This is a genomic window from Sneathiella sp., assembly GCF_002694385.1.
GTDB lineage: Bacteria > Pseudomonadota > Alphaproteobacteria > Sneathiellales > Sneathiellaceae > Sneathiella.
Window position 1 is genome coordinate 76754 of record NZ_NZMB01000017.1, and the last position, 18250, is coordinate 95003.

An 18250-nucleotide genomic window follows, 5' to 3' on the forward strand; every position below is an offset into this window, starting at 1 on the left:
NCGGTCCTGATCNGTNTAAACCTCGCGGCAGGCNTCGCGCACCCATTCCCAGTCAAGGCCAAACTGCTGGTAAATTGCCTGCTTCTGGCGGATGTTGATCAGGTTNAACAGNACTGTCTCGAAGCATTGCGCNGCCCAGTCCTCCACCTGCTCATGTTCTTTCGTGTCCAGCTTCGGGATCGTCTTGTCCGCCCANATCTTGCCGAATTTNTGNTGGAANGCNTCATCGGTCATGACAAGCTGCGTCAGTCGTTTGAGAAGCGGATCGTTGGTCTTGGCATGGATATTGGCNAAGGCGCCCATGGCCAGCCCTTCCACNAGCATCTGCATGCCGACCAGCTTCTTATAGACTTCATCGGCNCNGACGAGTTCTTCNAGCAAAATGCCGAACGCCTCCCCGACCGGATAGGGGCGGCCCCAGCGGGCGCTGATATANCGGCTGAAGGCNGTGACGTGGCGGGCTTCCTCNCGCGTCTGGTTGGANGCATATTCCTGCGCCCCCGGATCGACGAGAATNTGGCAGAGGCTGGCGCTTAATGANAGCGCGCCCTGTTCCCCGTGCAGGATNGCCGACAGGCTCCAGCGCGTACTTTCATTGGCAAGGCNGATTTTCTGNCCTTCATCCAGTTTATCCGCGACCGCGCTTTGCAGNTCCGGAATGGTTTCCGGCGGCATGATATATTCTTTAGCGGTATCGAACGGGCTGTTGAAATCGAGATAGGTTNTGTCCATCGGGTCCCAGAAATGATCATGGGTCGCCGAGATAATCCCGTCAAAGGCATCGGTGCGGGTGCCGTAGCGATCNACCTCCAGCATCGCGGAAAAGTCATCCCGNTGCACGGTGTTATAGATGGGGTCACGGGTGATATGTTCGCTCATGAATGCTCCCTTTCCTGATCATGGGCGGCAGCGNCTGGCGGCTGTCCTTTACGTTTACGTAAACGTAAATATNNTATAGNGCAAAATTAGGAAAAATTCAAGAAATGATTTCGCGTCACAGTTGCCATGAACGCCTTCNGGAAGGCGGAGGTGGGGGGCGACCGCTTGTCTTTGGGNNCGGCGATNNCCTATTCGCNGTTGANTTTGCGGAACGGGGAATGAGCCGCAAGATAATGGATTTCCGCCTCCACCTCGCGCCGTTCCCGGCGGAGAAAATCCTCCACNGCATCGTGAAANCCGGGNTCGCGNAGCCAGTGGGCGGAGAAAGTTTCCGTCGGCAGATAGCCGCGGGCNAGNTTGTGCGGGCCTTGCGCGCCNGCCTCCACCCGTTTCAACCCATGTGCGATGGCATAGTCTATNGCGCGGTAGTAACAGGTTTCGAAATGCAGNAAACGATGATCCTCAAGGCAGCCCCAGTAGCGGCCATANAGGCANTCGCTGCTTTTAAGNTTGAGNGCCCCGGCGATATAGCGNCCNTCGCNGCTGGANCATGAACAGGACCAGCTGATCGGCAAGAGAGGCGCCGAGCAGGCTGAAAAANTCCCGGTTGAGGTANGGCGTTCCCCATTTGCGGTTGCCGGTGTCGATATANAAATTGAAGAAGGCGTCCCAATGATGCTCNCCAATCTCCNGCCCGCTNAGAATCTCGAATTCCAGCCNGCCCTCCATGGCGCCGTCGCGTTCCTTGCGNATGGCCTTGCGCTTGCGGGAGGAAAGNTGCGCCAGNAAATCATCGAATGANGCATANCCTTCATTGATCCAGTGNAACTGCTCNCCGCTGCGGATCAGNAANCCTTCCCGCGCCATCAGCTCGCGCTCCGCGGTTTCAAGAAAGGTNAGATGGACGGAGGATAGATTGTTTCTGACCGCCACTTCGCGGGCGCCCTGAAGCAGCAGGCGCTGATGTTCNTCCCGCATTGGCCCCTCCGGCACCAGCAGGCGTGGCCCTGTCACNGGGGANAAGGGNACGGAGAGTTGCAGTTTCGGATAATAGCGCCCGCCCGCCCGCTCATAGGCATGNGCCCAGCTATGATCGAAGACATATTCTCCCTGGCTGTGGCCCTTNACATACATGGGGGCGACGCCCGCCAGTTGTCCCTCTACCTCCAGCGCGAGATGATAGGGCAGCCAGCCCGCGTCGGCGCCGACGGAGCCGCTTTCCTCCAGTGCGCGGAGAAATTCATGGCTGACAAAGGGATGATCGCCCGCGCGGCAACTATTCCATTGCGCTGACGTCAATTCATTGATGGATTGCAAGGTCTTGACGGTAGCGCTGTCAGACATGGGCTCGGCGAATAAACGGAATAAAACTCATCATCACAGTTTAGCAGATATCTGTTTGCGCGGTGCAACAAATCAGAAAATTTTCGTCGGCTCTCTTTTTCAGGGTTGAATTTAATTCAACTTATATATGTATAAGTATTACATTATGCTCTTTATAAGATAATTATGGATTGGAGATTTCAATGGACTGGATCAAAGTGGGCACGGCCGCATTGGTGGGCGGTGCGGTGGCGGCGATAATCACGGCGCTGCTGGTTATCTTTTTTGCGAAACCGGGCAGCGGCGACGATGCGGTTGCAGGAGAAGCGTTGCCTGCGGGCGCGGTGGTGGCGTTTGATCAGGAGGGAGGCTGTCCGGGCGGATGGACGGCTTATGCCAAGGCGACAAGCCGGGTGATTGTCGGGGCGGGCGCCTCCTCACCCGGTAATGGCGCGGATGGTAAGCCGCTCACGGCGCTTGCGAGCGGCGCAACCGGGGGGCAGGAAAGTGTGACCCTGACGGCGGAAAATCTGCCGCCGCATACCCATGCCTATAATGACATTTATTATTCGGAAGTTGGCGGTACAGTAACGGTGCCGAACAACCGGGGGAGCAACGGATCGGACAGTGATAACAAGGGATATGAGATCAACCGTACGACCCTGCCTGACCAGCAGACGGCATCGGCGGTTAATATTCAGCCGCCTTATATCGCGCTGACCTATTGCCTGAAGGGGTAGGCCGGATTCGGATATGCTGTCGGGCGGGTCATGACCCGCCCGGAACATGCCTTACCTGATTTCAAACACCGCGTCGATTTCGACGGCGACATTCATCGGCAAGGCATTGGTGCCGACGGCGAAGCGGGCATGGCGGCCCTTGTCGCCAAACACCTCCACCATCAGATCAGAGGCGCCGTTGATGACCTTCGGTTGCTCGCCGAACCCGTCGATGCAGTTGACGAAGCCGCTCAGCTTGACGCATCGGACAACCCGGTCGAGATCGCCTTCGCAGGCGGCCTTGACGTGGGAGAGGATGTTAAGCGCGCAAATACGAGCGCAGGCCTGGCCTTCCTCGGTCGTGAATTCCTTGCCCACCTTGCCTTGCCAGGCGGTGAGTTTGCCATCCACAAAGGGCACCTGGCCTGACACAAAAACCAGGTCTCCGGTTTTCACAAAAGGCACATAGTTGGCGGCGGGCGCGCTCGCGGCCGGAATTGTTATGCCGAGTTCTTTCAGCCGTGCGTCAATCTGGCTTGTCATTTTTCCATCTCCATTCTGTTATTCCCGATTCTGTCACCCGCCTGGTCGACCGCCACCGCCACCGGTGATGCGGATGCCGACATTCTTCGTCTGGACATAGCCCCGCAGGGCCTCCTGGCCTTTCTCGCGGCCATAGCCGGAGCGTTTCATGCCGCCGAACGGGGTTTCAATTCCGCCTGCAAACCATTCATTGACGAACACCTGCCCGGCAATCAGCCGGTCCGCCGCCCAGTGGGCGGTGGCGAGATCCCTTGTATAAACTCCTGCACAGAGGCCGTAATCGGTGCCATTGGCAAGGCTGATGGCCTCTTCCGGATCGTCATAGGTGAGGATGGAAAGGACGGGTCCGAAGACTTCTTCGCGGGCGATGGTCATGTCCGGCGTCAGGCGAGTGAAGATGGTGGGTTCAATAAAATGGCCGGTGAGGCCTGCCGCCTTGCGTCCGCCAGAGGCGGCTTCGCCTCCCGCCTGTTGGGCCGCGAGGCACATGCCCTCGATCTTATCGGCCTGCGCGGCGGAGATGACCGGCGTGATATCGTGGCCGTCGATCCCGGGACCGATGGACAGGGATTTTGCCTTTTTCACAAGACGTTCGACAACCTCGTCTTCCAGTGCCTTCGGGACGATCAGCCGCGACTGGGCAGAGCAAACCTGCCCCGCATGGGTGAAGATGCCGCTCGCGGTGGAGTTGACCGCCTGTTCGATATCCGCATCGCCAAACAGAACCGCCGCTGATTTGCCGCCGAGTTCCATGATCGACGGGATGATCCGCTCCGCCGCGGCATGCAGGATCGCCCGTCCCGTCGCGACCGAGCCGGTAAAGACGATATGGTCGATATCCGGATGGGCGACGAGGGCCGCGCCGCAATCATGGCCATAACCGCAGAGAATATTGACGGCGCCTTTCGGCACGCCGGCGCGGTGGCAGGCCTCAGCAATAAAATAGGTGGAGAGCGGCGACAGCTCCGGCGATTTCAGGACCACCGTATTGGCGGTTGCAAGGGCGCAGGCGACAGAGCGTGCGGCAATCTGCAGTGGAAAATTCCACGGCACAATCTGCGCCGAGACGCCGAAGGGGGAGGGGATGGTGTAATCCACATAATCCGCACCGAGTGGGATCATCCGCCCTTCCAGCTTGTCGGCAAGACCACCGTAATAGGTGAAGTAGCGCGCGGCGGCGAGGGCTTCATTTTTTCCGCCGGTGAGCGTCTTGCCATTATCGAGACATTCGGCAAGCGCGATTTCGTCCGCCATTTCCGTCATGTGGCGGGCGATCTCGAACATCAGCGCGCCGCGATTGACGGGCCGCATATTGTAGAGTTCCCGGCCGTTGAAAGCGGCACGGGCGCTGGCAACGGCGCGGTCGATATCGGCTTTTTTTGCACGGGCGACCTCGGCGATTTGTGTGCCGGTCGCCGGATTTTCAATGGCGATGCGGTCTCCGTCCTCTGCGTCCACCCAGCCGCCATCGATATAATTCCGCCAGTATTTTCTGATTTCCTGCATCGCATTTATCCTCATATCCTGCCCTCGTTTCTAGCATGCGTCCCGGGCAAGAACCAGTGGGCAGAAAGTCTTTCAATATTTTTCTCCGCCGGAGGGTTATATGGAGGTAAAATAGACTTATATCAGAGCCCCGGGAGAGGGAGATGGACGATGCAAGACATGGGGCAGTTGGAAATTGATAACCGGTGCGGCCATTTTCGGCCTGAAGATGCGCAGGAGGAGCTGTTCTCCTGGCTGATCAATGCCGGACTTTCCGGGTCGCGGGTGCGTGACCTTTTCACTGAATTCTGCGAGCGCCTTATTGGCGAAGGGGTGATGCTGAAACGCGCCAGCATTACCCATAGCGCCATCCACCCGCAGGTCAGCGCCTTCATGTATACCTGGCGGCGCGGGGAAGGGCTGGTCACCAATACCAATTTCCTGCATACCGATGTACCGGGTGAAGGATGGTTCGCGAGTCCCTTCTTCTACATGCTGACGAACAACATCACCTATCTGCATCGTCCGCTTGAAGAAGGCAGCAATCTTGACTTTCCGGTTCTGGTTGAATTTCGAGATGATGGCATGACCGACTGGTTCAGCCAGGCGTTCGAGTTTGGCTGGGGATTTGAAAATGAGCGGCTGGAACATTCCGCGGGGGTGATTACAAGCTGGGCATCGGACCGGCCGGGCGGATTCAGCGAGGAGGAATTTCGTATTCTGGGCCGGTTTATTCCGGTGTTCGGTCTGGCCGTGAAGGGAATTGCCTCGTTCCGGACGGCGCGGTCGGTTCTGGAAACCTATATCGGCCGTGGCACGGCGGGCAAGGTGCTTTCCGGGCAAATCCGGCGCGGTTCGGTGGACAGCATCAACGCCGTCCTGATCCATGCCGATCTGAAAGGCTTTACGAGCCTGTCCGACACCATGCCGCAGGAAGCGCTGATTGACATGCTCGATCAGTATCTTGATTGCATGGCCCGCCCGATCGAGCTTGCGAATGGGGAAATTCTGAAATTCATGGGCGATGGCATTCTTGCCACTTTCGAATTACCGAAGACGGATCCGCATGAGGTGCAGCTTGCCTGCGAGACGGCGCTGGCAACATCGCGGCAGATGATCGGTGCCGTCAAGGCGCTCAACAGCAAGCGCGAGGCCGCAGGAAAGCCAGTCATGGAGCTGGATATCGCCCTGCATGTCGGCGATGTGATGTATGGCAATGTCGGTTCGGAAAATCGGCTGGATTTTACGGTTATCGGTCCGGCCGTGAATGAGGTCAGCCGGATTGAGGCGTTATGCGACGTGCTGGAGAGCAATCTGATTGCCTCCGGTGATTTCGTCCGTCTGGTTCGGGGAGCGGACCTCGGGCTGACGTCCTGCGGGATGCATGAACTGCGCGGCGTGCGGGAACCGATCGAGTTGTTCTGCGAACGCTAGGGGCGTTGTGCGAGGCTATGGAGTGCGCGGAAGCTAATCCTGGCCTGCCGGTTTCTTGCGGCCGTGCTTGTTGTGGTACATGTCTTCATCGGCGCGGCGTAACAGATCATCGAGTGTTGTCTTTCCGTCATACCCCGTCACGCCGATACTGACGGAAAGCCGGATTTTGCGATCTCTTGCCGCAAGGTCGGCGGCCGTGATTTCCCGTTCAATAATGGCGGCGCGAAGGCGGCCGTTTTCTGTATTGGTATGGGTCAGGATGAAGATGAATTCATCGCCGCCGATGCGGGCGACGAAGTCGGAGCTCCGCAGGTTCTTTCGAATGGTCTCGGCCAGCAGGCAGAGCGCGCGATCTCCCGTCTCATGTCCGAAGGCGTCATTGATTTTCTTGAAGTCATTCAGATCAAGATAGCAAAGCACGCCCTGTTCTTGATGCCGCCTTGCCGTGGCCAGCAGCCGGTTCGCAAACTCGATCAACCCGCGCCGATTGGCAAGGCCTGTCAACTCATCGGTGGAAGACAGCGCTTCCAGTTCGCGAATACGCTGCTGTTGTTCGCTGATGTGCTGTTCGGCACTGGCCGCATAGGCAATGATGCGGTTGATCAACTGCCAGTGGCGCGCGGCAGTCTGTCGGTGAAGGCTGGATTTGAGAACGACGGACATATCTTCAAGATGGGCGCCGATATCGGGATCAAGCCCCATCGGCAACGGGGATTGCGCGAAGGGCGCGCTGGGCATGGTCAATGGCATTCTTGGGTCACTCCTCAGGACCGGTCCGGATTTCTTTCCAACGGGCGCCATACGCCCGGATCGGCACATATGGTCCTGCCTTCTGTCAGCAATCGTCATGCCAGTTTTTGCGAATTAAAAATCATATGTTTTTCAATATCTTGACTGGGGGCGTCAAGAAATAATTCATTTTTAGGTTAATTTTGCGGGTATTTTATGCCGGGCGTATCGGGACAAAAATGCCGCTTGCCTTAATTGTGCTCATCTTTCCCGATAACACTTCACAGCATCGCCACAGCAGTATATTACTGGCCTTTATACACTTAACTGCCGCGCCGCCACAGGCACAAGGGGATTATGGTCGCAATGAACCGGACAGGAATTTTCAAGCTCCTCACCGCGCTTGCCCTTTTCATGAGTGTAAATATGGCGCAAGGGCTGGCCCAGCCGCTCCGTCTCGCGTCGCACCAGGCCGTCTATGATCTCAAGCTTGATCAGGTTCACCAGAATGGCAGCTTTGAGGCGGTGCGGGGCCGTGTCGTGATGAAGGTGGAGCAGAATTGCGACGGGGTGATCGTCAACCAGCGCATGGTTCTGGAAATGATCAATTTCGACGGCGATGCCATCATTTCCGACTACACCCTCTCGACATGGGAGGATAATGACGGGCGTATGATGCGCTTTGATATGGCCAACATGCTGAATGGCCAGCTTCTGGAGAAATACAGCGGCATAGCGCAGCGCGACGAGGCAGGGGTAACCGTGACCTTTCGTGTACCGCCGAACACCAGTCTGACGCTGCCGAGCGGCGTTATCTTTCCAGGGGAGCATAGCCGCCAGGTGATCAAGGCGGCGGCGGCGGGACGCAAACTTTTCTCGGCCAAGGTCTATGATGGCAACGGGGAGGAGGGGCTCTCCGATACCCTGGCGGTGATCGGCAAAGGACAGACGCTGCTGCAGGCGGAAGACATTGCCAAGCCATTGCAGGGGCGGACCTACTGGCCGTTACAGATTTCCTATTTCGATTTGCGCGGGCAGCAGACGGAGCCTGATTACAAGATCAGCATGAAAATCTTCGATAATGGCGTCGCCACCGATCTGCATCTTGATTACATGGATTTCTCTCTCAAGGGTGAGTTATCGGAACTGACCATGCTGGAGATGGAGAAATGCTCGTAAAAGGCTGCCGCGGCCTGTTGTGAAGGGCCTGCCTCTTGGCGTCAGTCAGGGCTTTTTCGTCGGCAGGCCCCGTCCACGCAGGATAATCTTGTCGCCAAATTTTTCCCGCACCCGGTCGATGGCCGCTTCGACATTCTTGATATTATCGGTTTTGGGGCTCAGCAGGTCGGGACGGTCCGCATCCTCGATATCGCCGAAGCTGCTGACGCCGACGCCGATCAGCCGGAAGTCATGCTCCACCGCCGCCTTTTCCAGTAGTGGCCGCACGGCCTTGTAGAGAGTTTCGGCAAGCTGCGTCGGCTGGGGCAGGGTGTGGCTGCGGGTCAGGGTTCTGAAATCCCCGGTTTTGAGTTTCAGGGTAATAGTCTTGCCGGCTTTCCCCGATTGTTTTAACCGCCGGGATACTTTTTCACAAAGCGGCCAGAGACGGGCAAGCAGGATCTCCGGATCGTCAATATCGGTCTCGAAAGTTGTCTCGGCCGAGATGCTTTTCGCCACCAGATCGGCTTTCACCCGCCGGTCATCTTCGCCGCGGGACAGATGATAGAGCCGCCCGCCCATCACCCCATAGCGGGCGATCAGCTCGTTTTTCTCGCGATGCTGAAGCTGACCGATGAGGGTAATTCCTTCGCCTGCCAGCTTGCGCTCCAGCGCCTTGCCGACGCCCCAGATATCACTGACCGGACGGCGGCTCAGGAAATCTTTTGCCTCCGCCCGCCCGATGACGGCAAATCCGTTGGGCTTGTCGAGATCGGAGGCAAGCTTGGCGAGATATTTGTTATAGCTGAGCCCGACTGAAACGGTGATGCCGATGCGGGTGTCAATCTCGCGGGCGAGCCAGGCCATGGACTGGGCGGGATTGCGATGGTGCAGCCGCTCGGTTCCGGTGAGGTCGAGGAATGCCTCATCGAGCGACAGTGGCTCCACATCCGGCGTCAGCTGGTTGAAAAGCTGGCGGATTTCCTGGCTGGCTTTACGATATTTCGCCATATCGGGCGGGATGATTGTCGCATCGGGACAGAGCCGCTTGGCCTTAAACAGCGGCATGGCCGAGCGCACCCCAGACATGCGCGCGATATAGCAGCAGGTGGAGACAACGCTGCGCGCGCTGTCATGGGCGATAATGACCGCCTTTGCCCGGAGCGTGGGATTGTCGCGCTTTTCCACGGCGGCATAGAAGGCATCGCAATCCACATGGGCGATGGCCAGATCAAACAGCTCCATATGATGGAGAAGCCGGGGCGAGCGACAGTGCGGGCAGCGGCCATCGGCGGGGCGGGCGGTTGCGTCCAGAATGCTGAGGCATTGTCGGCAAAGACTCGCCATGCTGCGCCTGTCAGAAACCACCCGTCGTGATATGACGGATGATATGATCGCTGATCTCCGGCCAGCTATGCAGGCGGGTATGGCTATGCTCCGCCGGGCCGAGCAGTTTCGAAAGCCGGGCATCGGCGATATAATGCAGCCGCTGCACATGGGCGGCATGCTTGTTGACCGAACTGTGGTTATGCGGGATATCGTCGATGAAGAAGGCGGGCGCTTCCAGCCCGTCGGTGAGGAAGCGCACCACTTCCCCCTTGCTGCCGATATTGGCGATGAGCGGGAAATCCATGCCACCGCTTAAGAGTCCGGCGCGGCGTTTCTCCGCGTATTTGGGAGGTACATTGCTGAGAACGACAATCTGCGCATGCCCACTCAGGCTGGCGAGGCCTTCCGCGGCGCCATCAACGGCTGGCAGATCAGCGCAGCGCTGATCGAAAAAATCCATCAGCAATCCGCCGACTTCCTGCTGCTCTATAGGTTCCCGCGATGTGATACGGCGGATATTGCCGGTCAGGGCAAAGGACGACCAGTCAAAATAAAGCTCGCGCGTGCCGAGAAATTCCTCCAGCCCGACCATGAAATTGAACAGCACCTCGTCAGCGTCCGTAATGACAAGCGGGCGGTCCTTGTCAATACGGAGCGTTTCAAGCTGCGGCCGCACATCATCGTGAATGCCGGTAAACATAGTCAGTAATCCTCCATCGGGGCGCCGGGCAGGAGCCTGCGGGCGCGGGCCGGGGTCAAGGCGTCCATTTTTTCATGTTCGCAGAAATCTATCAGCATATCTTCATGGCCCAGCAGAAAATCAAGGATACCCGCCAGGATTTCTCCGCTGTCCCCGGTTGTTGCCAGGTCACGGGGGTCGATGCCGGTCTCCCGCATCATCCGGTCCAGGTTTTTCTCATTTCCCGCCAGATAGGCAAGCGCCCTGAGAGCGGTAATTTCTGCTTTTTCGCGGTCCATCGCACTTTATCTTCCCTTAAGCCGCTTCCGGTAATGGAAAATTAAACATATTTCTGTTTAGTGAGTACGAATGATAGTCTCAAGCCGTGCAAAATGAAATTGGTAAGCTGAACGGCATCGTTAAAAACACTTGCCTGCGGTGTTTGAACTCAGGAATGAACGGGTTGAAAATGAAGACAGTATTGATTGTCGAGGATAACGACTTAAATATGAAACTGTTCCATGACCTTCTGGAAGCACATGGTTATAACACCATTCAGACCAAGGACGGCATGGAAGCACTCAGTCTGGCGCGCGAACATACGCCTGATCTGATCCTGATGGACATTCAGTTGCCCGAAGTCTCCGGACTCGAAGTGACGAAATGGATAAAGGAGGATGAGACGTTGAAATCCATCCCCGTTATTGCAGTTACGGCATTTGCGATGAAGGGGGATGAAGAAAAAATCCGCGAGGGGGGGTGCGAGGCCTATATCGCCAAACCGATCTCCGTCGAAAATTTTCTCAATACGGTCAAAGAATTTCTGAGCTGATATATGTCTGCACGTATTCTGGTCGTCGATGACGTCATCCCGAATGTCAAAATCCTCGAGGCAAAGCTGTCCGTCGAGTATTATGACGTGGTGACGGCCTATAACGGGCCGGATGCGCTCAAGATTGCCAGTGAGCAACAGCCCGATCTCATATTGCTGGATGTGATGATGCCGCAGATGGACGGCTTTGAAGTCTGCCGCCGTCTGAAAGCGGACCGCCAGACCTCCCATATTCCCGTGATCATGGTCACCGCCCTCAGCGAGGCGACGGACCGGGTGCAGGGGCTGGAGGCGGGGGCCGATGATTTCCTGACCAAGCCGGTCGATGACCTTGCCCTGTTTGCGCGGGTGAAATCCCTGCTGCGGCTTAAAATGATGATGGATGAATTCCGCCTGCGGGAGGAGACAAGCTCTGAACTTGGCGTGATCTCCATGTCCGACCGGAAAGAGGAGGCCATCCAGCGCGCCCGTATTCTGGTGATCGACGATAACGAATATTCCGTCCGGCTGATAAAAGAACTTTATGCGGAAACTTATGACACTACGCTGGAACCGGATATGGAAGAGGCGCTGATCCGCCTGCGTGGCGGTGATTTCGATCTTGCCGTGATCAGTCTTGATTCCGCGAATTACGACCCGCTCAGGCTCTGTTCACGCATCCGCAGCCTGGAGGAAACCCGGCAGCTTCCCATCCTCACCCTTGTTGATGAGGCCGATAATGACAAGTTGATCAAGGGAATGGAAATCGGCATCAATGATTATGTGATGCGCCCGATCGACACCAATGAGCTGATCGTCCGCACCCGGACCCAGATCCTGCGTAAACAGTATCAGGACCGGCTGCGCCATAATTTCCACCGGTCTCTGGAACTAGCGGTGACAGACAGCCTGACCGGCCTTTATAACCGCCGCTATATGTCCAATCATCTCGATGCTATGCTGCAACGCGCGCGGCTGGATTACAAACCGGTCTGCGTGATGATCATGGATATTGATTTCTTTAAACCCGTCAATGATACCCATGGTCATGATGTGGGGGACGAGGTGATCAAGGAATTTTCCTGCCGTATTGCGACCGGCGTGCGCGGCATCGACCTTGCCTGCCGCTATGGCGGGGAGGAATTTGTCGTGGTCATGCCGGATACGGATATTTCCGTCGCCTTGACGGTTGCGGAACGCCTGCGCCGCCATATTGCGGAAAAACCCTTTGTCGTCAGCCGAGGCCGACTCACGCTGGATATCACCTGCTCCATCGGCGTCACCGTCTCGCAGGAGCAGGAGCAATCGGACATTCTCCTGAAACGGGCCGATGAAGCGCTTTACAAGGCGAAGAAGGATGGCCGTAACAGGGTTGTGGTGGCGACTTCATCCGTTGAAGTATTTCAGAAATCTTCGGAAAGCGTCGCCCGCTAGGCTTGTAAACGCCCGCCGGACGCCCCGCCGGATTTCCCATGAAAAAGGCCGCATGATGCGGCCTGTTTTTTTAGGGCATAGAGGAGGGTTATTTGATTTTCGCTTCCTTGAAGTCCACATGCTTGCGCGCAACGGGGTCATACTTGCGCACAACCATCTTTTCCGTCATCGTGCGCGGATTCTTCTTGGTGACATAGAAAAAGCCGGTGTCCGCAGTGCTTACCAGCCTGATTTTCAATGTTGTCGGCTTAGCCATGTCCGAAACTCCAGTGATCTCCCGCAGGATGCGCGGAAGTAAATAATGATCGAAGCCCGGAAAATACGGATTTAATCAGCGAAGTCAAGCGCGAGCTTGGAAAATTCGCAAAATTACCGGCGATTGCCCCGCCGGAGCGAAAGGGCGGAGATCAGGACGAAGATCAGGCAGGCCGCCGCAAAGGTGAGCGGCATGCCGTGCGGTTCGTATATTTCCATCGCCACCCCGGCAAAAAGCGGGCCCAGCAGGCTGCCAAAGCCCCAGACGGCGGTCACTGCCGTTGTCGCCATCACCAGATCGCCGCCCTTGAAATCCTGCCCCATCAGGACAAGCGCAATGGTATAGGTGCCCACNACCCCGCCNCCCCAGACNATCAGCAGNGGCCAGAGGAGNNGGCTTGTCGGCATGACGAGCGGNAGCAGCAGCGCGCCCGCCACNCCGATAACGCCGCAGCCGAGAATCACCTTGCCGCGCTCCACCCGGTCGGCCAGCCAGCCGATGGGNTATTGCAGCAGGATATTTCCGGCCAGAAGCGCNCTGGTCATCAATACCGCGAACTCAAGGGTCTGTCCGTTCTTGACGCCATANACCGGCAGCANNGTNAGNACNGAACCATCAAAAAAGGCAACCAGCAGNGTCGCNGCGCTGATCATCGGCGCGGCNCGGATGAANGAGAGGATCGAATGGCGGCTTTTCTCGCCCAGATTTGGAAANCGGTCGCCAACCGTNAGAAAGGCNATCCCCGCCGACATCACGATCAGGGANGANACAATAAANGGGCGGCTGCCCTCTGCGCCGATNAGGTTGATCAGCACCGGGCCNAANGCNAANCCNAGGGTCATGGAGGACATNTANATNGCCACCGTCCGGCCGCGCGTCTCTTCCCGNGCNATGGTGTTGAGCCAGGTTTCNCTGATCAGGAANAGCACCGCCATNGCGAGCCCGATGAGCAGCCGCAGNACNAACCAGAAATAGATATTGTCCCAGANCGCGAGCCCGAGGATGGAGCCNGCCGCNACCAGCAGCCCGGCCCANANCANNGCGCCGGATCCGAAATGCCGCGTNGCGNCGGGAATGAAGGGGGAGGCGATCAGGAAGGCGAGGGCNGGNACGGCCCCCATCAGNCCGATCACGTCGCTGCCATAGCCCCGNTTTTCCAACAGCAGAGAGACCAGCGGAATGGACAGGCTGAGNGAGACCGACATGGCGGTNACNGCNGCAATCACGGCAATNAGCGCCCGGCGGTTATNNNNACCGCCGGTNTCAGCCATGGTCGTAATGACGGATAAANGGCCTGCCTCTGTAATAGGTGAAGAGNGGAACTTTCGCNGCGGAGAGAGGCCGGGCGACCGANCGGGGTTTTCTGATTTTGCGATCCACTTCGCCAAGCACGAATTCCGTCACATCAATNAGCGGCACCTCATGCACCGCGCCGAGTGGGATCCAGCGCAGNTCNATCANCTCNCCCGANCCGCCGAGATCGCCGGTAACATGCGCCGCCTCNATNGTGAGNAAGCGGGTGTTGAAACGGATCGGGCTGTTNGTCGGGGTNATNGCCCGGGCGATGAAGTCGAGGCGGGAATGATCCGGACGCAGCAGGTCATCCTCCAGATCGCCGATGACGAGNCCCGTCTCCTCATGGGTTTCGCGCACCGCCGCATTGGCGATGGCATGGGCCATCCCCGCNGGCTGNGAGAGTTGGGCTGCAATCTCCGGATTGAGCGGGGCNAGCGGCGTCATNCCGGCGTCCGCCGGATCCACCCGGCCGCCCGGAAACACATAGACATCAGGCAGGAAGCGGTGCTTTTTTGACCGCTTTCCCATCAGGACATANAGATCATCCGCCCGCTGTTCATAAATGACAAGGCTGGCGGCGTGACGGGGCGTGACCGGCCTTGNGGGTCGGGAGAGAGCCGTCATTCTTCGCCATAAACCCGCTTGCCGTACCGCATATGGAAACGGGGGACGGGNACCGACGGATCCTTTGGNGGGCGGGTTTTGAAAAAGGCATCCGCATATCCCAGCACNCTTTCGGTGATGAGCGGGATATCGAGCTCAAGCGCTTGCGGTAGGGTGACCCATTTCAAATCCAGCAATTCGCCGGANCCCTTGATCTCGCCCTGCATGGTGTCCGCGTCGGCAACGAAAAAGCGGGTATTGAAGCGCTTTTTGCGNGCCGGGGGCGTCACGGCGCGGGCGATNTAGTCGAGCTTGGANAGATCGGGGCCNCATAAGGCATCGCCGAAGTCGTTCCAGACNGCAACACGCGATTTTCGGGGGGCTTCATAGGTGCCCGCCAGGCAGAGACCCGTTTCCTCGAATGTTTCGCGCACGGCGGCNATACCGAGGGCGCGCGCCCGCGCCGGGGTGCAGCCGCCGCGTATGAGNCGCGCCATCACGTCGTCGCGCAGATCGCGGGCTGGCGGGATGCGGCTGTCGCTNGCGTCCACCCGTCCGCCCGGGAAAACATAGGTGTTGGGCATGAAGCTGTGCCTGCCGCTGCGTTCTCCCATCAGGATCTCGACAGTCTTGCTGCTCTGGCGGTAGAGGATCAGGGTTGCTGCATCTTTCGGGCGCGGCGCTTTGGTGCCGTCTGTGCGGTCTTCCGCAACGGTTCTTTTCTTATCCGTACTCATCTTCTGAACTTCCTTTTTCCCCAATATGCACCGCCGGGGCAGGCAAGTCCAGATGCTTTAGGTGAAATCGCCGCCGAAGCCGTGCATCTGCCGGGCCCATTGAATGCCGATCAGCGCGCCCTTGACCCGGGGCAACAGCCAGAGGGCAAAGACAAGCGATATGGGTAGCCAGAGGGCGAGCTGTACCCACATGGCCGGGCTGTAGGCCTGTTCCAGAGCCACCAGGCCGGAAATCACCACATGCAGCACAATGAACATGGTGAAATAGGGCGGCGCGTCGTCGGCGCGCTGGTGATGCAGTTCCAGTCCACAATGATCGCAGGTGTGGTTGACCTTGATATATTTGTTGAAAACCTGACCTTCGCCGCAATTGGGGCAGCGGCGGCGCAGTCCATGGAGAATAGCCTGGGCTACGGATCTTGGTGCAGTGACAATATGCATTCGGATAATTACCTTAAATCCTTCATATATAATATCCTAGCATCACTTAGGCATGATTTCTAAGCGCAAAAGCCCTTTGCGACACTCTGCCGCAGAGATCAGTCGCGGCCGGTGGGGCGGCGGGATTTCCGTTTTCCTTTCGGCAGGGTGCGTTTTTTCTTCTTTGCCGCCCTGGCCGCCTGCGTTGCCTTTTCCCCTCTGGTGGGGGCGCGCTCCTTTTTCCCCGTACTCCGCGATCTGCCCGCGCCCGGATGACGGCGGGGAGCGAGGCCTTCGTCCTCCTCGCGCCCGTCTTCGATACTGACAATCATGCTGCCGGTGACGATATCCACCTCACGGATGCAGACCATCAGCCGGTCGGCGAGGCGATAGCTCACCCCCGTTCGTTCGCCGATCAGCAAATGCCGGTCGGGATCGAAACGAAAATAGTCACGGCCGAGGGTGGAGATGGGTGCGAGGGCGTCTGCGCCGCTTTCATCCAGGGTGAGGAACAGGCCGGCGCGGGTCACGCCGGACACCTTGGCCGGGAAGATTTCCCCCACCTTGTTGGCGAGGAAAACGGCGGTGAANCGATCNACCGTTTCCCGTTCCGCCACCATGGCGCGCCGTTCGGTNGCCGATATGGCCGTGCCGATNTCCTCGAANTCCGCGGCTTCTTCCGCTTTCAACCCGTCCTTGCCGAACCCCAGCGTGGCAATCAGGCTGCGGTGGACNAGCAAATCCGCNTAGCGCCGGATGGGCGAGGTGAAATGCGCGTAATTCTGCAAATGCAGGCCGAAATGATGCAGNTTTTCGGGGCTGTAGACGGCTTGCGACTGGCTGCGCAGGATCAGGGANCTGACCAGCTCCTTGTCGATCTCGGTNTTNGCCTGGNCGAGNATGCGATTGAAGGTGGCGGTGGTCACGCCCTGTCCTTTGGCGAANCGGATATCCATCTCGGCCAGCGTCTCCTGCANGCCCNCCAGCTTNTCGGCNGCGGGCGGTTCATGGACACGGAACATGCAGGGCTGTTTTCGTTTCACCAGCGTTTCGGCGGCCGAGACATTGGCCTGGATCATGAACTCNTCGATCAGCATATGCGCCGCAAAGCGCTCGCGCTTATGCACGGCCTTGATGAAGCCATCCTCGCCAAATTCGATCCANCGTTCCGGCAGGTCAAGATCCAGCGGCTGGCGCTTNGCCCGCGCTTTTTTNAGNGCCTCATAGGCCCCATAGAGCGGGCGGATCACATCTTCATAGATCGGCGCNGTTTTCTCATCCGGGTGGCCGTCATGCGCGTCCTGCACCTGCCGGTAGGNGAGGGAGGCGAGGGAGCGGATCATCGCGCGCATGAACTGATGNCGGAGCTTGTTCCCCGNNGCATCGAACCACATTTTCACCGNCATNACCGGCCGNTCNACATTNTCATGCANNGAGCAGAGATCGCTGGACAGCTCATGGGGCAGCATCGGCACAACGCGATCNGGAAAATAGACGCTGTTGCCCCGNTCNCGCGCGGCCTGNTCGAGCGGGCTGCCGTGGNTTACATAGTGGGCAACATCGGCAATGGCGACGATNACCTGCCAGCCGCCTTCATTGGCCGGATCGTCATCNGGCGCNGCCCACACCGCATCGTCCCGGTCGCGCGCATCGGCGGGGTCGATGGNAATGATGGGCAGNGNNCGNAAATCGGTGCGNGTGCCGAGGCTGACCGGCTGCGCGGCCAGCGCCTGNTCGATNGCCGCATCNTCAAAAATATCGGGGATACCATGGGTGTGGATNGCAATCAGGCTGACGGANGTGGCNTCGTCNAGCGGNCCAACCCGTTGCGTGACCCGTCCTTCCGGCAANGCGAGGGCCTTNCCCGGCAGGATATCGCACAGCACCACCTCACCGCTTTGCGCGCCCAGCGANTTTTCATGGCGGATGATGATTTCTTTTTTNAGCTTGCGGTTGGTNGGNTGNACCCGGCCATCCTTGCCGACTTTCGAATAAACACCGAGNACNGGCCCGGCGGANGCCTCCAGCAGGCGGATGACTTTCGCTTCATANCTGCCGTCCTTCTGNCGNNNNAGNCGGGCAAGCAGGCGGTCGCCAACGCCGGGGGCGCTGGTCNGGTCACGTTTGCCGGTGCGGGCAAANTANATNAGGGGGGCTGCCGCCNCGTCCTGCCAGCTTGCGGGGCGNGCNANCGGTTCGCCATCCGCATCCAGACGCACNACNTCNATCACCGCGACNGCGGGAAGCGCNCCTNTTGGCNCCANTTCCCGCTTGCGGCCGCGTTCCAGATGACCTTCGTCAACCAGNTCNTTCANCAGCTTNTTGAGAGGGATGCGATCCGNCCCCTTGATATTGAAGGCGCGGGCNATCTCGCGCTTGCCGACGGGTGTTTCGCTTTCGTCAATGAAGGCGCGC

Annotated in this window: 18 protein-coding genes; 5 read left to right on the forward strand and 13 right to left on the reverse strand. The window is 58.2% G+C overall.

Annotated elements, in window-relative coordinates:
* Positions 1 to 1067: 1067 nt before the first annotated feature.
* Together CMN55_RS17255 and CMN55_RS11890 are read right to left on the reverse strand one after the other, a co-directional pair.
* A complete protein-coding gene (locus tag CMN55_RS17255) occupies positions 1068 to 1454 on the reverse strand; it encodes a peptidogalycan biosysnthesis protein (protein ID WP_366932046.1) in 387 nt (128 codons plus the stop codon).
* Entirely contained in the window at positions 1384 to 2223 is an 840-nt protein-coding gene (locus tag CMN55_RS11890; protein WP_293950022.1) for a peptidogalycan biosysnthesis protein, read from the reverse strand. The genes CMN55_RS17255 and CMN55_RS11890 overlap by 71 nt, the downstream gene beginning before the upstream one ends.
* A 182-nt stretch (positions 2224 to 2405) precedes the next feature.
* On the opposite strand from CMN55_RS11890, the gene CMN55_RS11895 reads away from it, so the two are divergent.
* Complete coding sequence (locus tag CMN55_RS11895) at positions 2406 to 2942, forward strand: phage baseplate protein (RefSeq protein ID WP_293950023.1); 537 nt, start codon at positions 2406 to 2408, stop codon at positions 2940 to 2942.
* Between the two features lie 51 nt (positions 2943 to 2993).
* On the opposite strand, the gene CMN55_RS11900 is transcribed toward CMN55_RS11895, so the two are convergent.
* Positions 2994 to 3464 (reverse strand): RidA family protein, encoded by a 471-nt coding sequence (locus CMN55_RS11900; protein ID WP_293950024.1) that lies wholly within the window; start codon positions 3462 to 3464, stop codon positions 2994 to 2996.
* A gap of 33 nt (positions 3465 to 3497) precedes the next feature.
* Positions 3498 to 4970, reverse strand: coding sequence for an aldehyde dehydrogenase family protein (locus tag CMN55_RS11905; protein ID WP_293950025.1), 1473 nt, complete (start codon positions 4968 to 4970; stop codon positions 3498 to 3500).
* 150 nt (positions 4971 to 5120) lie between these two features.
* Here CMN55_RS11905 and CMN55_RS11910 point away from each other — a divergent pair, with 150 nt between their 5' ends.
* Entirely contained in the window at positions 5121 to 6383 is a 1263-nt protein-coding gene (locus tag CMN55_RS11910) for an adenylate/guanylate cyclase domain-containing protein (protein ID WP_293950026.1), read from the forward strand.
* 33 nt (positions 6384 to 6416) lie between these two features.
* On the opposite strand, the gene CMN55_RS11915 is transcribed toward CMN55_RS11910, so the two are convergent.
* The gene (locus CMN55_RS11915; RefSeq protein ID WP_293950027.1) at positions 6417 to 7133 is read right to left on the reverse strand and encodes a GGDEF domain-containing protein; all 717 of its coding nucleotides are present in this window, start codon (positions 7131 to 7133) and stop codon (positions 6417 to 6419) included.
* Between the two features lie 345 nt (positions 7134 to 7478).
* Between CMN55_RS11915 and CMN55_RS11920 the strand changes: the two genes are divergently transcribed.
* On the forward strand, positions 7479 to 8291 hold the full coding sequence (locus tag CMN55_RS11920) for an EipB family protein (protein WP_293950028.1): 813 nt from the start codon (positions 7479 to 7481) through the stop codon (positions 8289 to 8291).
* Positions 8292 to 8336: 45 nt separating this feature from the next.
* Here CMN55_RS11920 and CMN55_RS11925 read toward each other — a convergent pair whose 3' ends face one another.
* Genes CMN55_RS11925 through CMN55_RS11935 form a run of 3 tightly spaced genes read right to left on the reverse strand, consistent with a single transcriptional unit; the run spans position 8337 to position 10577 of the window.
* Positions 8337 to 9617 carry a DNA polymerase IV gene (locus CMN55_RS11925; RefSeq protein WP_293950029.1) on the reverse strand — a complete coding sequence of 427 codons (1281 nt, stop codon included), beginning with the start codon at positions 9615 to 9617 and terminating at the stop codon, positions 8337 to 8339.
* 10 nt (positions 9618 to 9627) lie between these two features.
* Positions 9628 to 10299 carry a hypothetical protein gene (locus CMN55_RS11930; RefSeq protein ID WP_293950030.1) on the reverse strand — a complete coding sequence of 224 codons (672 nt, stop codon included), beginning with the start codon at positions 10297 to 10299 and terminating at the stop codon, positions 9628 to 9630.
* Positions 10300 to 10301: 2 nt separating this feature from the next.
* Positions 10302 to 10577 carry a DUF3572 domain-containing protein gene (locus CMN55_RS11935; RefSeq protein WP_293950031.1) on the reverse strand — a complete coding sequence of 92 codons (276 nt, stop codon included), beginning with the start codon at positions 10575 to 10577 and terminating at the stop codon, positions 10302 to 10304.
* A gap of 155 nt (positions 10578 to 10732) precedes the next feature.
* Here CMN55_RS11935 and CMN55_RS11940 point away from each other — a divergent pair, with 155 nt between their 5' ends.
* Positions 10733 to 11110 carry a response regulator gene (locus tag CMN55_RS11940; protein ID WP_366932051.1) on the forward strand — a complete coding sequence of 126 codons (378 nt, stop codon included), beginning with the start codon at positions 10733 to 10735 and terminating at the stop codon, positions 11108 to 11110.
* A gap of 3 nt (positions 11111 to 11113) precedes the next feature.
* Positions 11114 to 12523: a PleD family two-component system response regulator gene (locus CMN55_RS11945; protein ID WP_293950032.1), complete on the forward strand. Its 1410-nt coding sequence runs from the start codon at positions 11114 to 11116 to the stop codon at positions 12521 to 12523.
* 88 nt (positions 12524 to 12611) lie between these two features.
* Here CMN55_RS11945 and rpmG read toward each other — a convergent pair whose 3' ends face one another.
* The 5 genes from rpmG to CMN55_RS11975 form a co-directional block, all read right to left on the reverse strand.
* Positions 12612 to 12779, reverse strand: a complete 168-nt coding sequence (gene rpmG / locus CMN55_RS11950; RefSeq protein ID WP_293950033.1) for a 50S ribosomal protein L33 — start codon at positions 12777 to 12779, stop codon at positions 12612 to 12614.
* A 113-nt stretch (positions 12780 to 12892) separates the two neighbouring features.
* Positions 12893 to 14050, reverse strand: coding sequence for an MFS transporter (locus tag CMN55_RS11955; protein WP_366932047.1), 1158 nt, complete (start codon positions 14048 to 14050; stop codon positions 12893 to 12895).
* The gene (locus CMN55_RS11960; protein WP_293950035.1) at positions 14043 to 14699 is read right to left on the reverse strand and encodes an NUDIX domain-containing protein; all 657 of its coding nucleotides are present in this window, start codon (positions 14697 to 14699) and stop codon (positions 14043 to 14045) included. Before CMN55_RS11960 ends, CMN55_RS11955 begins: the two co-directional genes overlap by 8 nt.
* Before the next feature lie 773 nt (positions 14700 to 15472).
* Positions 15473 to 15856, reverse strand: a complete 384-nt coding sequence (locus tag CMN55_RS11970; protein WP_293950037.1) for a DUF983 domain-containing protein — start codon at positions 15854 to 15856, stop codon at positions 15473 to 15475.
* A 98-nt stretch (positions 15857 to 15954) separates the two neighbouring features.
* A complete protein-coding gene (locus CMN55_RS11975; RefSeq protein WP_366932048.1) occupies positions 15955 to 18066 on the reverse strand; it encodes a ribonuclease R family protein in 2112 nt (703 codons plus the stop codon).
* Positions 18067 to 18250 lie beyond the last annotated feature (184 nt).

What these genes read in the sequence shown, in the direction of transcription:
- CMN55_RS11895 (WP_293950023.1), top strand. Translation starts at nt 2,406, where the DNA reads ATGGACTGGATCAAAGTGGGCACGGCCGCATTGGTGGGCGGTGCGGTG.
- CMN55_RS11900 (WP_293950024.1), bottom strand. Translation starts at nt 3,464, where the DNA reads ATGACAAGCCAGATTGACGCACGGCTGAAAGAACTCGGCATAACAATT.
- CMN55_RS11905 (WP_293950025.1), bottom strand. Translation starts at nt 4,970, where the DNA reads ATGCAGGAAATCAGAAAATACTGGCGGAATTATATCGATGGCGGCTGG.
- CMN55_RS11910 (WP_293950026.1), top strand. Translation starts at nt 5,121, where the DNA reads ATGCAAGACATGGGGCAGTTGGAAATTGATAACCGGTGCGGCCATTTT.
- CMN55_RS11915 (WP_293950027.1), bottom strand. Translation starts at nt 7,133, where the DNA reads ATGCCATTGACCATGCCCAGCGCGCCCTTCGCGCAATCCCCGTTGCCG.
- CMN55_RS11920 (WP_293950028.1), top strand. Translation starts at nt 7,479, where the DNA reads ATGAACCGGACAGGAATTTTCAAGCTCCTCACCGCGCTTGCCCTTTTC.
- CMN55_RS11925 (WP_293950029.1), bottom strand. Translation starts at nt 9,617, where the DNA reads ATGGCGAGTCTTTGCCGACAATGCCTCAGCATTCTGGACGCAACCGCC.
- CMN55_RS11930 (WP_293950030.1), bottom strand. Translation starts at nt 10,299, where the DNA reads ATGTTTACCGGCATTCACGATGATGTGCGGCCGCAGCTTGAAACGCTC.
- CMN55_RS11935 (WP_293950031.1), bottom strand. Translation starts at nt 10,577, where the DNA reads ATGGACCGCGAAAAAGCAGAAATTACCGCTCTCAGGGCGCTTGCCTAT.
- CMN55_RS11940 (WP_366932051.1), top strand. Translation starts at nt 10,733, where the DNA reads ATGAACGGGTTGAAAATGAAGACAGTATTGATTGTCGAGGATAACGAC.
- CMN55_RS11945 (WP_293950032.1), top strand. Translation starts at nt 11,114, where the DNA reads ATGTCTGCACGTATTCTGGTCGTCGATGACGTCATCCCGAATGTCAAA.
- rpmG (WP_293950033.1), bottom strand. Translation starts at nt 12,779, where the DNA reads ATGGCTAAGCCGACAACATTGAAAATCAGGCTGGTAAGCACTGCGGAC.
- CMN55_RS11970 (WP_293950037.1), bottom strand. Translation starts at nt 15,856, where the DNA reads ATGCATATTGTCACTGCACCAAGATCCGTAGCCCAGGCTATTCTCCAT.